The 19,642-nt window shown below is 65.3% G+C and carries 21 protein-coding genes; 11 read left to right on the top strand and 10 right to left on the bottom strand.

Features of this window, described 5'->3' with window-relative positions; translation table 11 throughout:
* The first annotated feature begins 24 nt into the window (after positions 1-24).
* From ACIBI6_RS09585 to ACIBI6_RS09570, 4 genes are read left to right on the top strand one after another with little or no spacing between them, the layout of a single operon-like run.
* On the top strand, positions 25-948 hold the full coding sequence (locus tag ACIBI6_RS09585; RefSeq protein WP_364338935.1) for an SDR family NAD(P)-dependent oxidoreductase: 924 nt from the start codon (positions 25-27) through the stop codon (positions 946-948).
* A complete protein-coding gene (locus ACIBI6_RS09580) occupies positions 945-1,820 on the top strand; it encodes an amidohydrolase family protein (protein ID WP_364338933.1) in 876 nt (291 codons plus the stop codon). The genes ACIBI6_RS09585 and ACIBI6_RS09580 overlap by 4 nt, the downstream gene beginning before the upstream one ends.
* Entirely contained in the window at positions 1,820-3,331 is a 1,512-nt protein-coding gene (locus ACIBI6_RS09575) for a long-chain fatty acid--CoA ligase (protein WP_364338931.1), read from the top strand. Before ACIBI6_RS09580 ends, ACIBI6_RS09575 begins: the two co-directional genes overlap by 1 nt.
* Before the next feature lie 28 nt (positions 3,332-3,359).
* Positions 3,360-3,818: a MaoC family dehydratase gene (locus ACIBI6_RS09570; protein ID WP_364338929.1), complete on the top strand. Its 459-nt coding sequence runs from the start codon at positions 3,360-3,362 to the stop codon at positions 3,816-3,818.
* Between the two features lie 10 nt (positions 3,819-3,828).
* Here ACIBI6_RS09570 and ACIBI6_RS09565 read toward each other — a convergent pair whose 3' ends face one another.
* A complete protein-coding gene (locus ACIBI6_RS09565; RefSeq protein ID WP_396955749.1) occupies positions 3,829-4,644 on the bottom strand; it encodes an Fpg/Nei family DNA glycosylase in 816 nt (271 codons plus the stop codon).
* A gap of 218 nt (positions 4,645-4,862) precedes the next feature.
* Positions 4,863-5,336, bottom strand: a complete 474-nt coding sequence (locus tag ACIBI6_RS09560; protein ID WP_364338925.1) for a ribose-5-phosphate isomerase — start codon at positions 5,334-5,336, stop codon at positions 4,863-4,865.
* Positions 5,337-5,510: 174 nt separating this feature from the next.
* Here ACIBI6_RS09560 and ACIBI6_RS09555 point away from each other — a divergent pair, with 174 nt between their 5' ends.
* Positions 5,511-6,713 carry a M48 family metalloprotease gene (locus ACIBI6_RS09555; RefSeq protein WP_364338923.1) on the top strand — a complete coding sequence of 401 codons (1,203 nt, stop codon included), beginning with the start codon at positions 5,511-5,513 and terminating at the stop codon, positions 6,711-6,713.
* An 8-nt stretch (positions 6,714-6,721) separates the two neighbouring features.
* On the opposite strand, the gene ACIBI6_RS09550 is transcribed toward ACIBI6_RS09555, so the two are convergent.
* A complete protein-coding gene (locus ACIBI6_RS09550) occupies positions 6,722-7,384 on the bottom strand; it encodes a DsbA family protein (RefSeq protein WP_364338921.1) in 663 nt (220 codons plus the stop codon).
* A gap of 163 nt (positions 7,385-7,547) precedes the next feature.
* Between ACIBI6_RS09550 and ACIBI6_RS09545 the strand changes: the two genes are divergently transcribed.
* From ACIBI6_RS09545 to ACIBI6_RS09535, 3 genes are all read left to right on the top strand, one after another.
* On the top strand, positions 7,548-8,795 hold the full coding sequence (locus ACIBI6_RS09545) for an FAD-dependent oxidoreductase (protein WP_364338919.1): 1,248 nt from the start codon (positions 7,548-7,550) through the stop codon (positions 8,793-8,795).
* A 97-nt stretch (positions 8,796-8,892) separates the two neighbouring features.
* Positions 8,893-9,294 carry a YciI family protein gene (locus ACIBI6_RS09540; protein WP_364338917.1) on the top strand — a complete coding sequence of 134 codons (402 nt, stop codon included), beginning with the start codon at positions 8,893-8,895 and terminating at the stop codon, positions 9,292-9,294.
* A 6-nt stretch (positions 9,295-9,300) separates the two neighbouring features.
* Positions 9,301-10,533 carry a DUF6596 domain-containing protein gene (locus tag ACIBI6_RS09535; protein WP_364338915.1) on the top strand — a complete coding sequence of 411 codons (1,233 nt, stop codon included), beginning with the start codon at positions 9,301-9,303 and terminating at the stop codon, positions 10,531-10,533.
* Between the two features lie 82 nt (positions 10,534-10,615).
* Here the strand turns inward: ACIBI6_RS09535 and ACIBI6_RS09530 are convergent, their stop codons facing one another.
* The gene (locus ACIBI6_RS09530) at positions 10,616-11,197 is read right to left on the bottom strand and encodes a nuclear transport factor 2 family protein (RefSeq protein ID WP_364338913.1); all 582 of its coding nucleotides are present in this window, start codon (positions 11,195-11,197) and stop codon (positions 10,616-10,618) included.
* 601 nt (positions 11,198-11,798) lie between these two features.
* Here ACIBI6_RS09530 and ACIBI6_RS09525 point away from each other — a divergent pair.
* Entirely contained in the window at positions 11,799-12,275 is a 477-nt protein-coding gene (locus ACIBI6_RS09525; RefSeq protein ID WP_364338911.1) for an NUDIX domain-containing protein, read from the top strand.
* A gap of 143 nt (positions 12,276-12,418) precedes the next feature.
* Here the strand turns inward: ACIBI6_RS09525 and ACIBI6_RS09520 are convergent, their stop codons facing one another.
* The 3 genes from ACIBI6_RS09520 to ACIBI6_RS09510 form a co-directional block, all read right to left on the bottom strand.
* Positions 12,419-12,865, bottom strand: coding sequence for a nitroreductase family deazaflavin-dependent oxidoreductase (locus ACIBI6_RS09520; RefSeq protein WP_364338909.1), 447 nt, complete (start codon positions 12,863-12,865; stop codon positions 12,419-12,421).
* Positions 12,866-12,925: 60 nt separating this feature from the next.
* Positions 12,926-13,360, bottom strand: a complete 435-nt coding sequence (locus tag ACIBI6_RS09515; RefSeq protein WP_364338906.1) for a VOC family protein — start codon at positions 13,358-13,360, stop codon at positions 12,926-12,928.
* 263 nt (positions 13,361-13,623) lie between these two features.
* Positions 13,624-14,013, bottom strand: coding sequence for a helix-turn-helix domain-containing protein (locus tag ACIBI6_RS09510; RefSeq protein WP_364338904.1), 390 nt, complete (start codon positions 14,011-14,013; stop codon positions 13,624-13,626).
* 150 nt (positions 14,014-14,163) lie between these two features.
* On the opposite strand from ACIBI6_RS09510, the gene ACIBI6_RS09505 reads away from it, so the two are divergent.
* Positions 14,164-14,892 carry an alpha/beta hydrolase family protein gene (locus ACIBI6_RS09505; RefSeq protein ID WP_364338902.1) on the top strand — a complete coding sequence of 243 codons (729 nt, stop codon included), beginning with the start codon at positions 14,164-14,166 and terminating at the stop codon, positions 14,890-14,892.
* 147 nt (positions 14,893-15,039) lie between these two features.
* Here the strand turns inward: ACIBI6_RS09505 and ACIBI6_RS09500 are convergent, their stop codons facing one another.
* Positions 15,040-15,876, bottom strand: coding sequence for a phosphoribosylaminoimidazolesuccinocarboxamide synthase (locus ACIBI6_RS09500; RefSeq protein ID WP_364338900.1), 837 nt, complete (start codon positions 15,874-15,876; stop codon positions 15,040-15,042).
* A gap of 137 nt (positions 15,877-16,013) precedes the next feature.
* Between ACIBI6_RS09500 and pepN the strand changes: the two genes are divergently transcribed.
* Positions 16,014-18,596, top strand: coding sequence for an aminopeptidase N (gene pepN / locus ACIBI6_RS09495; RefSeq protein ID WP_364338898.1), 2,583 nt, complete (start codon positions 16,014-16,016; stop codon positions 18,594-18,596).
* 133 nt (positions 18,597-18,729) lie between these two features.
* Here pepN and ACIBI6_RS09490 read toward each other — a convergent pair whose 3' ends face one another.
* Positions 18,730-19,194, bottom strand: coding sequence for a DUF5130 domain-containing protein (locus ACIBI6_RS09490; protein ID WP_364338896.1), 465 nt, complete (start codon positions 19,192-19,194; stop codon positions 18,730-18,732).
* Entirely contained in the window at positions 19,181-19,456 is a 276-nt protein-coding gene (locus tag ACIBI6_RS09485; protein ID WP_364338894.1) for a hypothetical protein, read from the bottom strand. The genes ACIBI6_RS09490 and ACIBI6_RS09485 overlap by 14 nt, the downstream gene beginning before the upstream one ends.
* Positions 19,457-19,642: the final 186 nt, after the last annotated feature.

Raw genomic sequence — 19,642 nt, 5'->3', positions numbered from 1 at the left:
GCTCACCGATAAGGAGCACTGCATATGGATCTCACCGGCAAAGTCGCCATCGTCACCGGCAGCGGCCAAGGTCTCGGCCTCGCCTACGCCAAGGCTTTGGCCGCCGCGGGCGCGGCGGTCGTGGTCAACGACGTGGCCGCCGACCGCGCTGAGAAGGCCGCCGCCGAAATCGCCGAAGCGGGCGGTCGAGCACTCGCGGTACCGGTCGCAGTCGGCACCACCGAGGCCGCGCAAACACTCGTCGCGGCGGCCGTCGACGCGTTCGGGCGACTGGATGCGATGGTGACCAATGCGGGCATCCTGCGCGACAAAGTGCTGTGGAATATGTCCGACGACGACTTCGACGCCGTCATCCACGTCCATCTGCGCGGCACCTTCACCTGTGTTCGGGAAGCGGTCAAGCACTTCCGTCAGGCCGGTCACGGCGGGCGGGTCGTGCTCGCCGGATCCCCGGCCGGTCAACGCGGCAATTTCGGTCAAACCAACTATGCGGCAGCCAAAGCCGGTATCGCGGCAATGGCGCGTACGTGGGCGATGGAATGTGCGAAGGCGGGAGTCACGGTAAACGCGATCATCCCGAATGCGGCGACCGCGATGACCGAAACCATTCCTTTCCTCGCTCCCTACGTCGAGGGAATGAAGAATGGGGAGCCGATCCCGTCGGTAGTGCGCCGCGCCGCCTCCTTCGGCACTCCGGAGGACGTCGCCGGACTGGTGGTTTTCCTGGCCTCCGAGGCGTCCGCCCATATCACCGGCCAATGCGTAGGCATCGGCGGCGACCGGCTGTCGCTCTGGTCGCATCCGAGCGAAATCCGCAGTGCCTTCCTCGACGGCGGCTGGACCGCCGACGCGATCGCCGAGGCATTCGACTCCTCGATCGGTGAGCAGCTCGAAACCTACGGCATCCCGCTGCCCAAGATCCCGACCACCGCGCCGCAGCTGTCATGAGTCTGGATCTCGACCAACTCGTCGCGATCGACGTGCACACACACGCCGAAACCGATGGCTGCGGCCACTATTCGCTACCGGACCCGCTCCGGGCGGGTGCCGACGCCTACTTCGGCGCCGAGTCGGGACCGCCCACCATCGACGAGATGGCCGCCTACTATCGGCAGCGCCGCATGGCCGCGGTGGTATTCACCGTCGACGCCGAAGCCGCACTGGGCCACCGGCGGATCAGCAATGAAGACATCGCCACCGCTGCCGCCGCACACAGCGACGTCCTCATCCCGTTCGCCAGTATCGATCCGGCCAGAGGAAAGGCGGGACTGGCCGAAGCCCGGCGACTGGTCGTCGAGCACGGGGTCCGCGGCTTCAAATTCCATCCGAGCGTGCAGGCTTTCCGGCCCGACGATCGTGCAGTCTACCCGCTCTACGAGACCATCAGCGAACTCGGGGTGCCCGCCCTGTTCCACTCCGGCCAGACCGGAATCGGATCGGGGCTCCCCGGTGGCGGCGGCATCCGGCTCAAATACTCCAATCCGATGCTGCTCGACGATGTGGCCGTCGACTTTCCGGATCTGACGATCATCATCGCGCACCCATCGTTTCCCTGGCAGGACGAAGCGTTGGCCGTGGCCACCCACAAACCCAATGTCTATATCGATCTGTCCGGGTGGTCACCGAAATACTTTCCGCCGCAACTGGTCAAGTACGCCAACAGCCTGCTCAAACGAAAGGTGTTGTTCGGCTCGGACTTTCCGCTCATCTCACCGGATCGGTGGATGAAGGACTTCGAGCAACTCGATATCAAGGACGAGGTCCGGCCGCTGATCCTGCGTGAGAACGCCATCACCGCACTGGGATTGAGGTCGAGATGATGGATCAGGGAATAGGCTCGTGGCCGCGTCGGCGCGCCCGGATGGAGCCCCATGCCATCGCTTTGATCCAGGAGGACCGCCGCGTCGACTACGCCACCCTCGCCGATCGCGTGGATGCTCTCGCCGCAGCCTTCGCCGACTTCGGCGTCGGGCCGGGCGACCGGGTCGCCTACCTCGGGCACAACGATATCGCGACCTTCGAAACGCTTTTCGCCACAATGCATCTCGGAGCCATCTTCGTCGCACTCAATACTCGGCTGGCGGCGGCTGAGATCGCCGGTCTGCTCGACGATGCCGACCCCACGGTGTTCGTCACCGGTGCCGACACCGGCATCGATGCGCTCGCACGAAGCTCCGCCAATGCCCAACTGCTGCACCTGGGCGAGCAGTACGAGAACGCGATCATCGAGCACACCGGCCGAACACCGCCCGCCAACGCGGTCGGACTCGACGATCCCGCATTGATCCTCTACACCTCCGGCACCACCGGCCGCCCCAAGGGCGCTGTGCTCACTCACAGCAATATCGTCTGGAACACCCTCAACCAGTTCGCTCATTTCAGTCTCGGCCGCGACGATGTCAGCTTGTGTTCCGCGCCGCTGTTCCACGTACTCGGCCTGGGGCAGATCACACTGCCCACCCTGTACGCGGGCGGAACCGTCGTTGTCATACCGAAATTCGATCCCAGTGAGTTCCTCGCCACCATCGAGCGCTGCCGGGCCACGGTTTTCCCGCTCGCCCCGACCATGTTGAAAATGCTGTGCGAAGCGCCGGAATGGGAGACCACCGATCTGTCGAGCGTCCGCTGTATCGCCTTCGGTGGCTCCCCCGTCCTCGAACATGTAGCCAAGGCGTGGCTGGCCCGCGGCATCCAGGCCCTACAGGGCTACGGCATGACCGAGGCGGCGCCCGGCGTGCTCATGGCACTGCGCCACGGCGCCGACGCGCATCCGGTATCCGCGGGTGTTCCGCACTTTTTCACCGATGTCGCGCTGCTCACCCCGTCCGGCGAGATCATCGAAGGACCCGGCCAGGGCGAACTACTCGTCAAGGGCCCCAATGTCTTTGCCGGATACTGGAATCGACCCGACGCCACCGAAGAGGCATTCATCGACGGCTGGTTCCGCACCGGCGATATCGTCCGCATCGACGATGACGGCTGGTCGCACATTGTCGACCGCGTCAAAGACATGATCATCTCCGGTGGCGAGAACATCTACCCCGCCGAGGTCGAAGCAGCCATCGCGGGTCTGGAGGGCGTCGACGACTGCGCTGTGGTCGCCGTGCCGGACGAGCGTTGGGGTGAGGTCGGATTGGCGTACATTGTCGTCCGCGCCGGTCACGTCATCGATGAAGACGCGATTCGCACCCATCTCGAGGCAAACCTCGCCCGATACAAAATCCCGAAATATTTCATCTTCCGCGAGCAGCTGCCGCGCAACGCCCTCGGCAAGCTCCAACGCCTACTGCTCCGCGACGACGCTCGCCAAATGCGCAGGCCGACACCGTAAATCCGCAACAACCGAAGGAGCGCGCCACATGGCGACCACCGTCGACAACCCCACCGACCTACTCGACCTCATCGGCACCGACCTGGGCACCAGCGACTGGCTCGAGATCCCACAACGCGATATCGACATGTTCGCCGAAGCGACCCACGACGAGCAGTGGATCCACGTCGATGTCGAACGCTCGAAAACCGGCCCCTTCGGCAGCACCATCGCCCACGGCTACCTGACCCTGTCGCTACTCATTCCACTCTGGTCGGAAATCCTCGTCATCGAAAACCGTGGGATGGCAATCAATTACGGCCTCAACAAGGTCCGCTTCCCATCCCCCGTCCCCGCGGGCTCGAAGGTCCGCCTCAGCGCCACCCTCGCCGACGCCACCGACCTCGGCGACGGCGCGGTCCAAGTCACCGTCGACGCGGTCATGGAACGCGAAGGCGCCGACAAACCGGTATGCATCGCCCAGATGGTGCACCGCTACTTCCGGTAGAGCAGACCTGTCAGCTGGCCTGGCAGGTGGGGCACCAGAAGAGGTTTCGGCCCTCCAGCACGCTGTGTGCGACCGACGTGCCGCAGAGGCGGCAGGGCGCGCCGGCGCGGCGGTAGACATAGGTGCGTGGGCGGTCGGCCGCGTAGGACGGTTCGCCGTGGTCGTGTTCGGGGCGGACGACCACCATCTTGCCGACCCGCACGCCCACCCGCATCAGCGCGACCAGGTCGGTCCACATCGCGTCCCACTCGTCGGCGGTCAGCGCGGTGCCCGGTCGGTGTGGCGAAATGCCGTGCCGGAATAGTAGTTCCGCGCGATACACATTGCCGACACCGGCGAGCACCTGCTGGTCCATCAGTAGTGCGCCGATGGGCCTGCGCGAGCGATGAATTCTGCGCCAGGCCCGTTCGGGATCGGCGCCGCGGCGCAGCGGATCCGGGCCGAGCCGCTCGGTCAGCGCCGCCACCTCCGCACGGGTGTACACCTCGCAGGCGGTCGGGCCGCGTAAATCGGTGCCGTACAGGCGATCATCGGCCGACGCGTCACCGACGATCCGCATCCGCACCTGCCCGACCGGCTCCCCCATCGGCAGCGGCACCTCGGTGAACACCCCGTACAGGCCGAGGTGCACATGTACGACCAGACCCGACTCGTAGTGGTGCAGAAGGTGTTTGCCCCATGCCTCGGTCTTGATGAGCACCTGACCGTCGACCCGCGCGGCCCCGGCGGCGAACTTGCCCTGCGGGCTGGAAACCCGCACCACACCCCCGCCGAAGCGCCGCTGATGTAGTCGGGCGAGCCGATGCAGCGTGTGCCCTTCAGGCATCGAAGCTCGAAATCCTCTCCGGTCCGCCGATGCGCGCGGCAGGGGCGGCGACCCCCTGCCGCGAGTTCGAAACGCACACCACACTGCTCGCGAAGCGCGATTGCCACAGCCGCGCAAGCCGGTGCAGCGCATAGCCCTCAGGCATCGAAAGTAGAGATCCTATCCGGTCTGCCTCGCATCGCCGCTCGGCCTACCTTGCGCGACGACGGATTACGCGCTCAGTTGGCCGGAACCGCCGGTGCCACACCGGTCTTCTCGTACTCGGCCAGGATGTCGATGCGGCGCTGGTGGCGCGGCTCCTCGGACCATTTGGTCGAGACGAACGCGTCCACGATCGCCAGCGCCTCCTCGGTGGAGTGCATGCGGCCGCCGATGCCGATCAGCTGGGCATTGTTGTGCTCGCGGGCCAGCTGCGCGGTCTCCACGCTCCAGGCCAGCGCGCAGCGGGCGCCGGGCACCTTGTTCGCGGCGATCTGCTCACCGTTGCCGCTGCCGCCGAAGACCAGCCCCAGGCTGCCCGGATCGGCGACGGTGCGACGGGCCGCCTCGATGCAGAAAGCGGGGTAGTCGTCGAGTGCGTCGTATTCGAGGGCGCCGCAGTCGACGACCTCGTGGCCCGCCTGCTCCAGATGGGCCTTGACGTGATTCTTCAGTTCGAAACCGGCATGGTCGGCACCCAGGTATACGCGCATGGCTGCGATTGTGTCAGGCGTGTTTCGCAGTGCCGCGAGAGGGGACATGCGACGCCGCGCCACCGCGATTAACACTGTTAGGGGCCGCGGCGAATCGACAGATGCGCCACCCCTGGTGTCCGCAACGCCAACGGCGCCGAACCCCGTCCCCGGCAAATGAATAGAGTTCTCAGCATGCAGCCGCCCGAATCCAAGCCGCCCCAGCAGGCGGGCCAACCCGCCGACCCCTATCCCGCATTGGGCGGGTGGGCGCAGGCTCAGGACGCGACCGCCACCTCGGCCGGGCACGTTTCCGCCCAGCACGATTCGCCCCAGTACCCATCGACATCGCAGTACCCGTCGACACCCCAGTACCCAACGACACCCCAGCCCTATCCCGGTTCGCCCTACCCGACACCCCAATACGGTCCGACGACATACGCCCAAGGTCCCTACGGTGTGGCTCCGGTCCCACCCGGTACGCCCCCGCAGCGGCAGCCGCGCGGCCTGTCCCCGTACGGCATGCCCGCACGGCACCCATGGGAGATTCCGCTGCTCGTCGTGGTCTGTGTGATCACCACGCTCGCGATGCTGATCGCGCTGGCGGCGTGCATCGATCTCGTGCTGGATGGGAAGCAGCCGAATATCTACCTGGTCATCCTGGTCTTCGCGCCGATCGTGGTGTGGTTCCTGCGCGGTATGAGCTACGCGTCCATGCGAGTCAATGGCGTCAAGATGTCGCCGACCCAGTTTCCGGAGGGCTACCAGCTGGTGGTCGAGGCGGCGGCCCGATTCGGGATGGCCAAAGTGCCGGATGCCTACGTCGTGCTCGGCAACGGCCAGATCAATGCCTTCGCCTCCGGTCACGGGTTTCGGCGCTATGTCGCGGTCTACAGTGATCTATTCGAAATCGGCGGCGCCGCACGCGAACCCGAGGCGCTCGCCTTCATCATCGGTCACGAGGTCGGACATATCGCGGCCGGGCACACCTCGTACTGGCGTCAGCTCGGCATGTTCGTGGCGCCGTCACTGCCGATCATCGGCAGCTCGCTGATCCGGTCCCAGGAGTACACCGCCGACAACCACGGCTACTGCAACCGGCATGGCGGCGCACCTAGGGCCATGGGCACCCTCGCCGCGGGTAAGTATCTGAACAAACTCGTCGGCTTCGACGAAATGGCCGACCGGGCCGCGGTGGAGAAGGGCTTCTTCGTCTGGATCAGCAATGCCATGTCCTCGCATCCAGTGCTGACCTGGCGGATGTGGGCACTGCGGGACCGCAGCAGGCACGGCAAGCTGTTCTGGCGACCGCGCCGACCGGCCGGTGCGCCACCGGCCGGTCCGTATCCGAGCAGCTACGGCGAGGTTCCGGCATTGCCGCCGAAACCCGTGCCGTAGGTCCGCGTTCAGTCGAAGGACGGATCCTCGGTCCTGGTCCGCTTCAACTCGAAGAAGTGCGGGTAGTCGGCCAAGGTGACCGCCGCATCCCACAGCTTCCCGGCCTCCTCACCGCGCGGAATCCGCGACAGCACCGGACCGAAGAAGGCATTGCCATTGATATGGATGGTCGGGGTACCGACATCCGGACCGACCTTATCCATGCCGGCGTGATGGCTCTTGCGCAGCGCCTCGTCGAATTCGGTGCCCTCGGCGGCCGCGGCGAGTTCGGCGGGCAGGCCCACCTCGGCGAGCGAATCCGCGATCACCGCGGCGAGGGATTCCTTGCGGGACTCGCGCGAGTACTCCTCGCGACGGTTGTGGATGCGGGTGCCCATCGCGGTGTAGAGCGGGGAGAGCACCTTGTCACCGTGCTCCTTCGCGGCGGCGATGGCGACCCGGACCGGGCCCCAGCCGGTAGCGAGCAGCTCCTCGTACTGCGGCGGCAGCCCCTCCTTGCCTTCGTTCAGCACCGACAGGCTCATGACGTGGAACCGGGCCTCTATATCGCGGACCTGCTCGACCTCGAGGATCCAGCGGGAGGTGATCCAACACCAGGGGCACAGCGGGTCGAACCAGAAATCGGCAACGTTCTTGGTGGTCGTCTCGCTCACAGACCAGTTCCTCTCCATCGCACGCTCGTAACGCACGGATTCGCCGCGCCACTATCCGTGGCCAACCACACGGGCGCGCGATTCGTTCCCGGACCGGAGGCCCGATTTTCTCCAAAGGTGGCCTCTGGTCCCAGTAGGGTGACACGCAGGCGTCCGGTTCCCTCCCGAAAAGGAGTCCGTTATGACCTCCGATCAGCATTTCGTCATCGTCGGCGGCGGGTTGGCCGCGGCCAAACTGGCGGAAGCACTGCGCGCCAACGATTTCCCCGGAACCGTCACGCTGATCAGCGCCGAGAACTACCTGCCCTACGAGCGACCACCGTTGTCCAAGGAACATCTGGCCGGTAAGAAATCGCTGGAGGAATTCACCGTCGACCCGGGCCAGTGGTACCGCGATCACCATATCGACGTCCGGCTCGGCACCGAAGTCGGCGCGATCGATCCGAGCGCGAAAACCGTGACGCTGCCCGATGGTTCGACACTCGGCTACGACAAGCTCGCACTCGCGACCGGCTCGACACCGCGCCGCCTGCCGATTCCGGGCATGGATGCGCGGGAGGTGTACACGCTGCGCACCATCGGCGACTCCGACAGTCTGATCGAGCTGTTCGGCTCGGCCCGGCGGCTGGTCATCATCGGGGCGGGCTGGATCGGGCTCGAGGTCGCCTCGGCCGCGCGCGCCGCCCAGGTCGAGGTCACCATTGTCGAATCCGCCGAACTGCCGCTGCTGGCGGCGCTCGGACCCGAGATGGGTCGGGTCTTCGCGGATCTGCACCGCGACCACGGCGTCGACCTGCGATTCGGAGCCCAGGTCGAGGCGATCACCACTCATCAGGCCGGGGCAATCACCGCTGGTCAGGGCGGGGTGGATCTGGCGAGCGGCGTCCGACTCGCCGACGGCACCGTGATCGAGGGCGATGCGGTACTCGTCGCGATCGGCGCGCGACCGAATATCGAACTGGCCGCCAACGCAGGTCTCGCGACCGACGGCGGCGTACTCGTCGACGCGAGCCTGGCCACCAGTGACCCGGACATCGTGGCGGTCGGCGATATCGCCGACGCGCAGCATCCGGTGCTCGGGCGTCGAATTCGGGTGGAGCACTGGGCGAATGCGCTCAATCAGCCCGCCGTCGCGGCGCAGACCATGCTCGGCAAGTCGGCTTCCTACGAACGCCTTCCGTACTTCTTCACCGACCAATACGACCTGGGCATGGAGTACACCGGATATGCCGCCACCGGTGAGTACGCGCAGGTGGTCGTGCGCGGTGATATGGCGAAGCGCGAGTTCGTCGCGTTCTGGCTCGATGCCGAGAACCGGGTGCTGGCGGGGATGAATGTGAACGTCTGGGATGTGACCGACCGGATCAAGGAGTTGATCGGCCAGCAGGTCGATCCGGAACGGCTCGCCGACACCTCGACATCGCTGTGATGCAGATCACTATCAAGGTTGCGTCGAATCGGCGCATCCAGCTCCGACCTCATCGCGAGCGCGCCGCTCGGGCGCACCGCAGGCTAGGAGACCGGAAATGAAGTACATGCTGCTCAAGACCTATGGGCCCGCCGCCAGCTGCGACGTCCCGATCACCGAGTGGACGCCGGAGGAGATCAAGGCGCATATAGACTTCCAGCGGGCGCTCGGCGCGGAGCTGGCCAAGACCGGTGAACTGGTCGATGCGCAGGGCCTGGCCGGGCCGGACGAGGCACGACTGGTCAGTTCGGACGGACGATCGGCGCCGGTTGTCACCGATGGACCGTTCCCGGAGACCAAGGAATTCCTGGCCGGATATTGGCTTGTCGATGTGGAAAGTCCGGAACGTGCGCTGGAGATCGCCGCACAGGCTTCGGCGGGCCCCGGCCCCGGCGGTAAGCCGATCGGTGAGTACATCGAGGTGCGCGCGGTGATGGGTGCCCCGGCGACCGAACAATAGTTACCCATGCACGAAGCGCTGCCCATCGAGGAACTGTTGCGCGAACTCGCGCCGCAGGTCCTCGGCACGTTGGTACGCCGATTCGGCGATTTCGACACCGCCGAGGACGCGCTACAGGAGGCGATGCTCGCGGCGGCGACCCAATGGCCCGCCGATGGGTTGCCGGATAATCCGCGAGCGTGGTTGACCCAGGTCGCGCAGCGGCGAATGGCCGATGTGGTGCGCGCCGAGGTGGCCCGGCGACATAGGGAGACAACGGTTTTCGAGCGCGATGTGCCCGATGCCGAGGCCGTCGATCGTGACGATACGCTTGCCATGTTCTTCCTCTGCTGCCATCCGGCCCTGTCCTCCGCTAGTGCCATCGCGCTGACATTGCGTGCGGTCGGCGGGCTCGGCACAGCAGAGATCGCCAATGCCTTCCTGCTGCCGGAAGCGACCATGGCGCAACGGATTACGCGTGCGAAGAAGAAACTGGCCACCCTCGACCGCCCGTTCGCCCGGCCCGGTGATGCGCAATGGCATGAGCGGCTCGATGCGGTGCTGCATGTGCTGTACCTGATCTTCAACGAGGGGCACACCACCACAGCGGGACCCGACCTACAGCGGACCGACCTCTCGAACGAGGCGATCCGCCTGACCAAGTCGATCCATCGACTGCTGCCCGACGACACCGAAGTCACCGGGCTGCTCGCGCTCATGTTGCTCACCGACTCCCGGCGCGCCGCACGCACCGGAGCGCACGGTGAATTGATTCCGCTCGCCGAACAGAACCGCGCACTGTGGGACCGCAAGCTGATCACCGAGGGCATCACCTTGACGACCAGCACCCTCGCCTCGGGCCTCACCGGCCCCTACCAGATCCAGGCCACGATCGCCGTACTGCACGCGCAGGCGCTGCGTGCCGAGGACACCGACTGGCGTCGAATCCTGGCCCTGTACAACATGATCGAACGCATCTCGAAGAACCCGATGGTCACCCTCAACCGCGCCGTCGCCACCGCCATGGTGCACGGCCCCGCCGCCGGACTCGAACTCGCCGACACCCTCGAAGACCAACTCGCGGGCAACCACCGCCTCGACGCCGTCCGCGGGCATCTATACGAAATGGCAAGCGATTTCGCCGCCGCCATCACCTGCTACACCTCCGCCGCCAACCACACCACCAGTACCCCCGAACGCGACTACCTGACCCTCCGCGCCGCCCACCTCCGTCTGGACGCCGGCACGACGACAGACTGACAGTGGCTGGTCCAGTAGCCGCATTCGACCTCACCTATTTCGAAAACCGCCGAACCGACTGAAAGTCGGTGAAATCACCTCACTAGAGCCCGGTAGCTTCGTGGAATTTCTGAACGACCTCATCGAGCGGAGCGTCCGCCTCGATCACCGTGCCGTCGGGGTTGATCAGATCAATACGGGTACGGGTGAGCTTGGAATATTGCTCCACCCAGTGGCCGTCGGTGTTTGTATAGCACTCCCAGTAGTGGCCGTAACCGTGCACCCCGAACGTATTGCCCCAGACAAGTACGTCATCCATCGTCCACACACCCGCGGCAGTCGTCGCGGACGTCATCTTGATTTGCGGGTCGTAGCCTTGGTGGTGTGTAGTAGCGCTACCGAGCGTGAGTTTCAGGAAGGCGATGAACGAATCCCTGTCGGGAAAGATGGGGCCGCCGCTGCCGGTGGTGTCCACTATGACGTCAGGCGCGAGGTGTGTGCTCAGGTCGGACCAGTTCTTGGTATCGATGGCATGGAAATAGTCTTGCTTGAGCTGCTGGACCGCCTCGATGCCGGGCGCCGAGACGGCAGGTTGCGAATAGCACGAGGGAAGCGGGCCCGATGACTCTGCGTTGGCGGTCGGGATACCGATGGTACCGAGCATTGTCGCCGCACTGAACGCCACAGCGGCGCACAGTATGCCGGACCGCTTCCGCCCACCCGCTCCGGCCCGGAACCGACCGCGATTTTCTACGGACATTTCTTCTCCTCTTCTAGCAGCAGGGCGCGAAGACCCCGGTTGTTTGCGACGACAGCCCCGCCAAAGGCATTGGCTAGAGCGCCATCTCCAGTGACGTTGCGTGCGTGCCGCGGCAATGTACTGCTGGCAATCGCTAGCGAAGGCGGTGGTCCGAAAGGCGGAAGAGGTCGAGCGAAACCCGATCCCCGGAGAGGATTCGCGCGTTGCCGTCCCGGTCATCGGAATGCGATTTGACTGTGCCGCATCGACATCGCGAAGCGGGACAGAATTCACCCTCGCACTAAGGTGATCTCAGCAATGTAGCAACGGGTTTCGCGTGCCGTCACGGAAGTCCTTGGGTGACGAATCGATTGGATGCTGGATATGGCCGTGGAGTCCCTGGTAGATGGGGCTCACCACAAGATCCATCTGTACCAAAGGGACTCCACGTGATCGCTTGTCCTGCCATGCTCGATGTTCCCCAGGACTGCTGGATCCGCCGTGTCTTGTACGCGCCAGGGCGGCGCTAGGCGGCAGACTGCTCGGTGTGGCAGGCAAATTCAGTGCTGGGATTCTGTTGTTCCGTCGGACCGCCGGTGATACCGAGGTGCTGATCGGGCATATGGGTGGGCCGTTCTGGGCGCGTAAGGATGCGGGGGCGTGGTCGATCCCGAAAGGTGAGTACGAGCCGGAATACGAGAGTGCCGAGGTGGCCGCGGCGCGTGAGTTCCTCGAGGAACTCGGGCTGCCGGTGCCCGAGGGCGAGCGGGTGCCGTTGGGCGAGGTCCGCTACGGCAGCGGCAAATCCAGCAAGAACCTCACCGTCTGGGCCGTCGAGGGCGATCTGGACCCATCCGCCGTTGTCCCCGGCACCTTCGAAATGGAGTGGCCGCCCAAATCCGGTCGCCTCGCCACCTTCCCGGAAATCGACCGCGTCGAATGGTTCGACCTCGCCACCGCGCACGACAAACTGGGCGCAGGTCAGCGACCCTACCTCACCCGGCTGGCCGAACACCTCGCCTGACCGACCCTTGCCCACCGAACACCGGCACCCACTCACCCCGAACAAATTCGCACCATCCGCCTGGCCTGGCAGATGCCGCAGCGCGATTGCGAAACACGAGAGTTCCACAGTCTGATCGAAAGGCATTCACGGCAGTCGCCGGGTCAGTCCTGCGGAGTGAGCAGGACGATCGGGATTTCGCGGTCGGTCTTCTGTGCGTACTCGTCGTACAGCGGGAAAATGCGCGCCATCTGGAGCCAGAGGGGCGCACGTTCGGCCGTGGACGCGACCCGGGCGCGAGCGGTGAACCGACGGCCGCCGACCTGCACTCCGACGCTCGGGTCCGCTTGGAGGTTCTTGTACCACGCCGGATCCTCGTCGGCACCACCTTTGGAGGCGACGACGACGAAGTCCTCGCCTGCGGTGCCGTAGATCAGGCACGTGCGGCGCGGAATGCCGGACCTGCGTCCGGTCGTGGCGAGCACGAGCGTGTAGACGCCGTTCGACTCGTGTCCCTCGGTGCCACCCGAGGCCAGATACGTACGAGTCTGCTCAGCGACCCAGTCCCACTGCGAGTCGGTGGCGTGGTCAAGGTCATCGGCGACAGCCATGACGGAAAGTCCTTCCTGGAACGGAATTCTGGTACGGAACATGCTGACTGGCGATCTACTTCAGTTGAGCTCCTCGACCAGCCCGACGATGATGCCCTCGGGGCCGCGGACGTAGCAGTACCGGTAGATGTCCCCGTACCGTGCCACCGCGCCCACGAGTTCGGCGCCGTGGGCGCGCAGACGGTCGAGGACGTCCTCGACAGCGTCGACGACGAACGTGAGTCGAGGGATGCCCGGGGTGTTCACCGGCGCCCTCGGTGCAGTGCTGGTGGCCACCGGCGTATGGAACGTCGACAGCTCGACCCGGCCGTGGCCATCCGGGGTCCGCACGACGGCGATATCCGCTCGAACGCCGTCCAACCCGAGGAGCTGATCCGCCCATTCACCCCCGACTGCTGCCTCGCCCTCCAGTTCCAGGCCCAATTCCACGAAGAACGCGATAGCAGCCGCGAGATCCTCGACCACAACGCCGATGTGATCCATCCGATAGATCATCGTTCCTCCTGTGCTACGCGGCCCCGTCGTGGCCGCTCGTGCCCCTGGGACGGAGCTGGCGCAATGTTCTCGACACGGCGAGGTCTGTGATGGTCGTCACAGTCCCGGCAGCGCTTTCTCGCCCCTTCGAGAAAGGGACTCGACCGACCAACGCCGCAGCATCCATCAGCTCCGGATCCACACCGCTCTTACCCTGCACCACACGTTTGTCCCGGTCGGCCCGCAGATTGACCGGGGACAGCACACGGTCATTCAGCAGACTCCTAGGTGGACGTGGCGTCGGCGCGTGTGTCGTATTCGGCACGGGCGGCGTCGATGTGTGCCAGGTGCGTAATGCTCCACTCCAACAGGGGTAGGGCCGCTGCGCGGAGACTCGTGCCCATCGGGGTGAGTTCGTAACTGACGTGGGGCGGCATGACGTTGCGCACGGTCCGGGTCAGGATGCCGTCGCGTTCCAGGGCGCGCAGGGTGACGGTGAGCATGCGCTGGCTTATGCCGTCGATGGCGCGCTTGAGTTCGGTAAACCGGCGTGGTCCCTGGCTGAGATGTCGCACGACCAGCAGTGACCACTTGTCCCCGACGATGTCCAGCACTTCCCGTGTTCGGCACGCATCGTCGTGGCTCTGTGGCGGCTCGCCCGCTGTGGCGGTCATGGTTACCTCCCAGGAACCGGGGCACCGAAATGTGCCTTATTGCGCGATCTATATCGCGCGCACCACACTGATTGTGGTTCCTAAAGTGTACCGAGGCAAGAAAAGTAACCACCAATGTCGGTGCACTACCGCACATCGAAAAGGACGATCATGTCTGTATTTCTGCTGGTCCACGGCGCCTGGCACAGCGGCCTGTGCTGGCAGCGAGTGGTACCGCTGCTGGAATCGGCCGGGCATCAGGTGCACGCGCCCTCGCTGACCGGCTACGGCGACAAGGCGCATCTACTGGGCCCCGAAGTGGGGCTCGACACCCACGTCGCCGACGTCATCGAGCTGATCAAAGAAAAGGACCTCACCGACGTCGTCCTCGTGGGGCACAGCTATGCGGGATTGGTCATCTCGTCGGCGGCCAACCAGATTCCGGACCGGATCGCGCACCTGGTGTATCTCGACGCGATGGTCCCGGAGGACGGCGAGACCGCGATCGACGTCCAACCCATAAGCCAGCGCCTGATCGACCTCGCCGCAAGCTCGGGCAGCGGCTGGCGCATTCCCCCGCTGCCCGAGCAACCGTCACCTTTCGGCCTGTTCGGTGTCACCGACCCGGCCGACATCGCCTGGCTGCGCACGATGCTCTCAGATCAGCCGGTGCGTTGCCTGCAGCAACCGGTCCGCTTGGACAACCCGTTCGTGAACGCGATCCCGCGCACGCACATCCACTGCGTCGGCGCAACGCCGGAGGGCATCACCCGGCGACCCGTTGCCTCGATCCAGCCCAACGGTTCCGCTGCGCAGGTGTGGGAGTTGCCGACCGGCCACGACTGCATGATCACCATGCCGGCCGAACTCAGCGAACTGCTGCTCGGGCTCGGCCGTTAGCAACTGGTCGTCAGCGATGACCGAGGACAGGGCCGCAGTCCGGTCATCGGCAATACCGCCTGAAAGTGGTGGCCCCACAACGGGTTGCAAACGACATCGAGACGCAGTGCCGGGTAGCTAGCGAGCCGGCCCGAGTCGCCCTGATGATCAGCGGGACTCTCCGCCCCAACTCTGCCCCGTGATGAGTTCGTATGCCTCGATGTACTTCTGCCGAGTGGCATCGACGATTTCGGCGGGGACCTCTGGCCCCGGGTACTCCTTGTTCCAGCCCGTGGAGGTGGACCAATCGCGGACGAACTGCTTGTCGAAGGAGCGCTGCGGACGCCCCGGTTCCCATTCGGCGCCGGGCCAGAAGCGCGAGGAGTCAGAGGTCAGTACCTCGTCGCCGAGGGTGAGAACGTCACCGTCCCAACCGAATTCGACCTTGGTGTCGGCGACGATGACACCGCGCACTGCGGCGTGCGCGGCACCGCGGGTGTAGATCCGCAAGGTCAGCTCGCGCAACTGCTCAGCGACCTCGCGGCCCTCCTGATTCACCACATCCGCAAAGGTGATGGGCTCGTCGTGCCCTTCGGAGGCCTTGCTGGTCGGAGTGAAGATCGGCTCGGGCAGTATGTCGCCATCGCGCAGTCCGGGCGGCAGTGCGACGCCGGAAACCGTCCCGGTGCGCTCGTACTCCTTCAGCCCCGACCCGGTCAGATAGCCGCGCGCGATGCATTCGACCTGCAGCATCTTCAGCGGCTTGACGCGGATGCCGCGACCGGCGAATTCCGCGGGCACATCGGTCGCGGAGACCACATGGTTGGGCACATCGGTGAAGTATTCGAACCACCAGTTCGACAGCTGGGTCAACAGTGCGCCCTTATCCGGGATCGGCGTCGGCAGCACCACGTCGTAGACCGATACCCGGTCCGACGCCACGAGCAGCAGCGTGTCGCCGTCCTCGTAGAGGTCGCGCACCTTTCCGGCGTGGATGTGCTTCACGTCGCAGCTCCGATCCTGGTCGATAGGGTTTATGGGAAAAAGTCCCGCGCGGGCAACCTTACCGAGGTGGCATTGTGGTGAGTGCTGTGCCCGCCGGGGGCCGCCCGTGCATGTTCTTCGAACCACGAAGGAGTCCAATGTCCGCACCGAACCTGACTCGCGACCAGGCGATCGAACGCGCCTCGACAGTGCAGGTCGAGAACTATCGCATCGAGCTCGACCTGACCGACGGGGCGGGGCAGCCGGGCGAGCAGACCTTCTTCTCCCGCAGCACGGTCACTTTCACCGCGTCCGCGGGTGCGAGCACGTTCATCGATATCGTTGCCCGCGGGGTCCGCTCCGCCGTGCTCAACGGCACGCCGATCGACATCGCCGACTACGACGAAGCCAAGGGCATCACCCTCACCGGGTTGGCCGAGCGCAACGAACTCGTCGTCGAGGCCGACTGCGAATACTCCAATACCGGCGAAGGCCTGCACCGCTTCGTCGACCCCACCGATGACTCGGTCTACCTGTACTCGCAGTTCGAAACCGCCGATGCCAAGCGGATGTTCGCCTGCTTCGATCAGCCGGATCTCAAGGCCACCTTCGATATCAGCGTCACCGCCGCACCGAGCTGGAAGGTCATCTCGAACGCAGCCGCGGTCGATACGCTCATCGCCGATCCCGGCAAGCACCTGTTCCGTACCACCCCGCGGATGAGCACCTATCTGGTCGCGCTCATCGCGGGCCCGTACGCGGAATGGACCGACGCCTACACCGACGATCACGGCACAGTTCCGCTCGGCATCTACTGCCGCGCCTCGCTCGCCGAGCACATGGACGCGGAGCGCCTGTTCACCGAGACCAAGCAGGGATTCGGCTTCTACCACAACAACTTCGGTGTGCCGTATGCCTTCGGCAAGTACGACCAGCTGTTCGTCCCGGAGTTCAATGCGGGCGCGATGGAGAACGCCGGTGCCGTTACGTTCTTGGAGGACTACGTCTTCCGGTCCAAGGTGACCCGCGCCTCCTACGAGCGACGCGCCGAGACCGTACTGCACGAGATGGCGCATATGTGGTTCGGCGATCTGGTCACCATGAAGTGGTGGGACGACCTGTGGTTGAACGAGTCGTTCGCGACCTTCGCCTCGGTGCTGTGCCAGTCCGAAGCAACCGAATACACAAGTGCCTGGACCACTTTCGCGAATGTGGAGAAGTCCTGGGCCTACCGGCAGGACCAGCTGCCCTCCACCCATCCCATTGCCGCAGACATCCCGGACCTGCACGCGGTGGAAGTCAACTTCGACGGAATCACCTATGCCAAGGGCGCTTCCGTGCTCAAACAGCTCGTCGCTTATGTCGGTCTGGAGCCGTTCCTCGCCGGTCTGCGCGCCTACTTCACCGAACACGCCTACGGCAATGCCACTTTCGACGATCTGCTCTCGGCGCTGGAGCAGTCCTCTGGCCGTGATCTGTCCGGCTGGGGCGCGCAGTGGCTCAAGACCACCGGCCTGAATATCCTGCGCCCGGATTTCGAGGTCGACGCCGAGGGCAAGTTCACCTCGTTCGCCGTGGTACAGGAGGGCGCCGCACCCGGGGCGGGCGAACGTCGCGTCCATCGCCTCGCCGTCGGCGTCTACGACGACCAGGACGGAAAGCTGGTGCGCACCAAGCGCGTCGAGCTCGATCTCGCTGCCGCCGAGCGCACCGACGTCCCCGAACTCGTCGGTGTGCCACGCGGCAAGTTCGTGCTGGTCAACGATGACGACCTCACCTACTGCTCGGTGCGCCTGGATGCCGACTCGCTCGACGTGCTGGTGAACCGCATCGCCGATATCGCCGAACCGCTCCCTCGCACGCTGGCCTGGTCTGCCGCCTGGGAGATGACCAGGCAGGCCGAATTGCGGGCCCGCGATTTCGTCGCTCTGGTCCAGCGCGGCATCGGCGCCGAATCCGAAATCGGTGTGGTGCAACGACTCCTGATGCAGGCGAACACCGCGATCGGCAGCTACGCCGATCCGGAATGGGCCGCCATCACGGGCTGGCCCGAATACGCCAACCGGGTGCTGGAGCTCGCCCGCGAGGCCGTGGCGGGTTCGGACCACCAACTCGCCTTCGTCAACGCGCTGACCGGCGCCAAGCTGTCGGCCTGGCATACCGAGGTGCTACGTGAACTGCTCGACGGCGATCCGGCTAAGGTCGGCCTCCCCGGTCTGATCGTCGATACCGATCTGCGCTGGCGGCTCGTCACCGCGCTGGCCGCGGGCGGTGAGATCGACGTCGACGGTCTGGCCACGCCCACGATCGATCAAGAGTTGTCCAACGATCCGACCGCCGCCGGTAAGCGCCATGCCGCGGCCGCAGCGACGGCCCGTCCGATCGCCGAGGTGAAGGAGCAGGCCTGGACGACGGTGATGTCCGACGATTCGGTCCCGAATATCACCGCCCGCTCGATCGTCGGCGGCTTCGCGCCCAATGGCCAGGGTGAGCTGCTGACGCCGTACGTGGAGCGCTATTTCGCCGATGTTCCCGGCGTCTGGGAGCGCCGCTCCAGCGAGGTCGCACAGACCGTGGTCGTCGGGCTCTACCCGGCCTGGGCGATCAGCGAGGAAGCGGTCGCGGCGGCGGACAAATTCCTCGCCGATGACCATCCGCCGGCCCTGCGCCGCCTGGTGAGCGAGGGCAAGGCGGGTATCGAACGCTCGCTGCGCACCCGCGCCTTCGATGCCCAGAACTGAATGCCCTCGCGACACTGAGACGGGGCGTGCCATCCAGTGCGCACGCCCCTTTCACGTTTCGACAGCCGAAACGCAACTGGCGCGTCCACCTCATCGGTGAACGCGCCAGAGCACGCGGAATACAACTACTGAATCAGCGACCGATGGCCGCGGCCATCACGCGAACCGCGGAGACCAGACCGTCGATGAGCTCGCCCTGCCGGAACGAGCTCAGTGCGGCGGTGACGCCGAGCTGGCAGACGCGGTCATTGGCGCGATCGGCGACCTCGCGGCCGGAGCGCACCTCGATGGCCTTGTCATTGGGCGAAACCGCGATGAGCACCGAATGCGCGGCCTCGGGGGTCGTGGGGAAGACCGCGTCTGCACCGGCGGCCGGATCCGCCCCGAGATCGCCGATGTAGATGTTGAAGCGCACCTTGGTCGCGCGCGTCGCCTCGGTGAGTACGTTGTCCATCGTGAGCCGCTCGTCATCGCTGAACGGGGCTTCCTTGAACACCGCGCCGGCCTCGTGCACACCAGAGACGCGACCGCTGCTGGTGATCACCGAACCGTGCGGCAGTTCGGATTCGATTACCGCAGGCCAATTAGAACTTGCCACTTGCCCGGCCTCCGATCAGCTCCACCTCGGCGGATTCGATTGCCACATGGTGCCCATGCGACGAGTCAGCGTGGTGGCCCGATCCGGTCACCTCGTCGGTAGCACTCCACAGCACGGCAGGCTGGGTCCACTTCTGACCGAGGTCGAAGTGGACCGGCTTCTCGCCGGGCAGTGGCTTGCCGAGAAACGACAATCCGGCGATCGCGCCGTAGATCACCAGCGGGATGCCGAGGAAGATCAGCACTGTCTCGAGAACGCTCATGACTGCGCCTCGCTGACGCTCGGCTCCGTCATACGCATGGCGCGCTGGCACATGGTTCGCTCGCTTCGCTCACTCACGGGACTTACGGTAGACGATCCTCTGTAGTAGTTCGCGTTCTGGTCGGACTCGTGTTGTCCGCGCACGACTGTGCCTCGCTGGCGATCGGCTCCGTCGTGCGCGATGCAG

The sequence above is a fragment of the Nocardia sp. NPDC050412 genome (assembly GCF_044458825.1).
In the GTDB taxonomy this organism is placed as follows: Bacteria; Actinomycetota; Actinomycetes; order Mycobacteriales; family Mycobacteriaceae; genus Nocardia.
This window is presented reverse-complemented; position numbering and strand designations above follow the sequence as displayed.

Excerpts from the sequence above, each read along its gene's own strand:
- ACIBI6_RS09585 (WP_364338935.1), top strand. The coding sequence starts at position 25 with ATGGATCTCACCGGCAAAGTCGCCATCGTCACCGGCAGCGGCCAAGGT.
- ACIBI6_RS09580 (WP_364338933.1), top strand. The coding sequence starts at position 945 with ATGAGTCTGGATCTCGACCAACTCGTCGCGATCGACGTGCACACACAC.
- ACIBI6_RS09575 (WP_364338931.1), top strand. The coding sequence starts at position 1,820 with ATGGATCAGGGAATAGGCTCGTGGCCGCGTCGGCGCGCCCGGATGGAG.
- ACIBI6_RS09570 (WP_364338929.1), top strand. The coding sequence starts at position 3,360 with ATGGCGACCACCGTCGACAACCCCACCGACCTACTCGACCTCATCGGC.
- ACIBI6_RS09565 (WP_396955749.1), bottom strand. The coding sequence starts at position 4,644 with ATGCCTGAAGGGCACACGCTGCATCGGCTCGCCCGACTACATCAGCGG.
- ACIBI6_RS09560 (WP_364338925.1), bottom strand. The coding sequence starts at position 5,336 with ATGCGCGTATACCTGGGTGCCGACCATGCCGGTTTCGAACTGAAGAAT.
- ACIBI6_RS09555 (WP_364338923.1), top strand. The coding sequence starts at position 5,511 with ATGCAGCCGCCCGAATCCAAGCCGCCCCAGCAGGCGGGCCAACCCGCC.
- ACIBI6_RS09550 (WP_364338921.1), bottom strand. The coding sequence starts at position 7,384 with ATGGAGAGGAACTGGTCTGTGAGCGAGACGACCACCAAGAACGTTGCC.
- ACIBI6_RS09545 (WP_364338919.1), top strand. The coding sequence starts at position 7,548 with ATGACCTCCGATCAGCATTTCGTCATCGTCGGCGGCGGGTTGGCCGCG.
- ACIBI6_RS09540 (WP_364338917.1), top strand. The coding sequence starts at position 8,893 with ATGAAGTACATGCTGCTCAAGACCTATGGGCCCGCCGCCAGCTGCGAC.
- ACIBI6_RS09535 (WP_364338915.1), top strand. The coding sequence starts at position 9,301 with ATGCACGAAGCGCTGCCCATCGAGGAACTGTTGCGCGAACTCGCGCCG.
- ACIBI6_RS09520 (WP_364338909.1), bottom strand. The coding sequence starts at position 12,865 with ATGGCTGTCGCCGATGACCTTGACCACGCCACCGACTCGCAGTGGGAC.
- ACIBI6_RS09515 (WP_364338906.1), bottom strand. The coding sequence starts at position 13,360 with ATGATCTATCGGATGGATCACATCGGCGTTGTGGTCGAGGATCTCGCG.
- ACIBI6_RS09510 (WP_364338904.1), bottom strand. The coding sequence starts at position 14,013 with ATGACCGCCACAGCGGGCGAGCCGCCACAGAGCCACGACGATGCGTGC.
- ACIBI6_RS09505 (WP_364338902.1), top strand. The coding sequence starts at position 14,164 with ATGTCTGTATTTCTGCTGGTCCACGGCGCCTGGCACAGCGGCCTGTGC.
- pepN (WP_364338898.1), top strand. The coding sequence starts at position 16,014 with ATGTCCGCACCGAACCTGACTCGCGACCAGGCGATCGAACGCGCCTCG.
- ACIBI6_RS09485 (WP_364338894.1), bottom strand. The coding sequence starts at position 19,456 with ATGAGCGTTCTCGAGACAGTGCTGATCTTCCTCGGCATCCCGCTGGTG.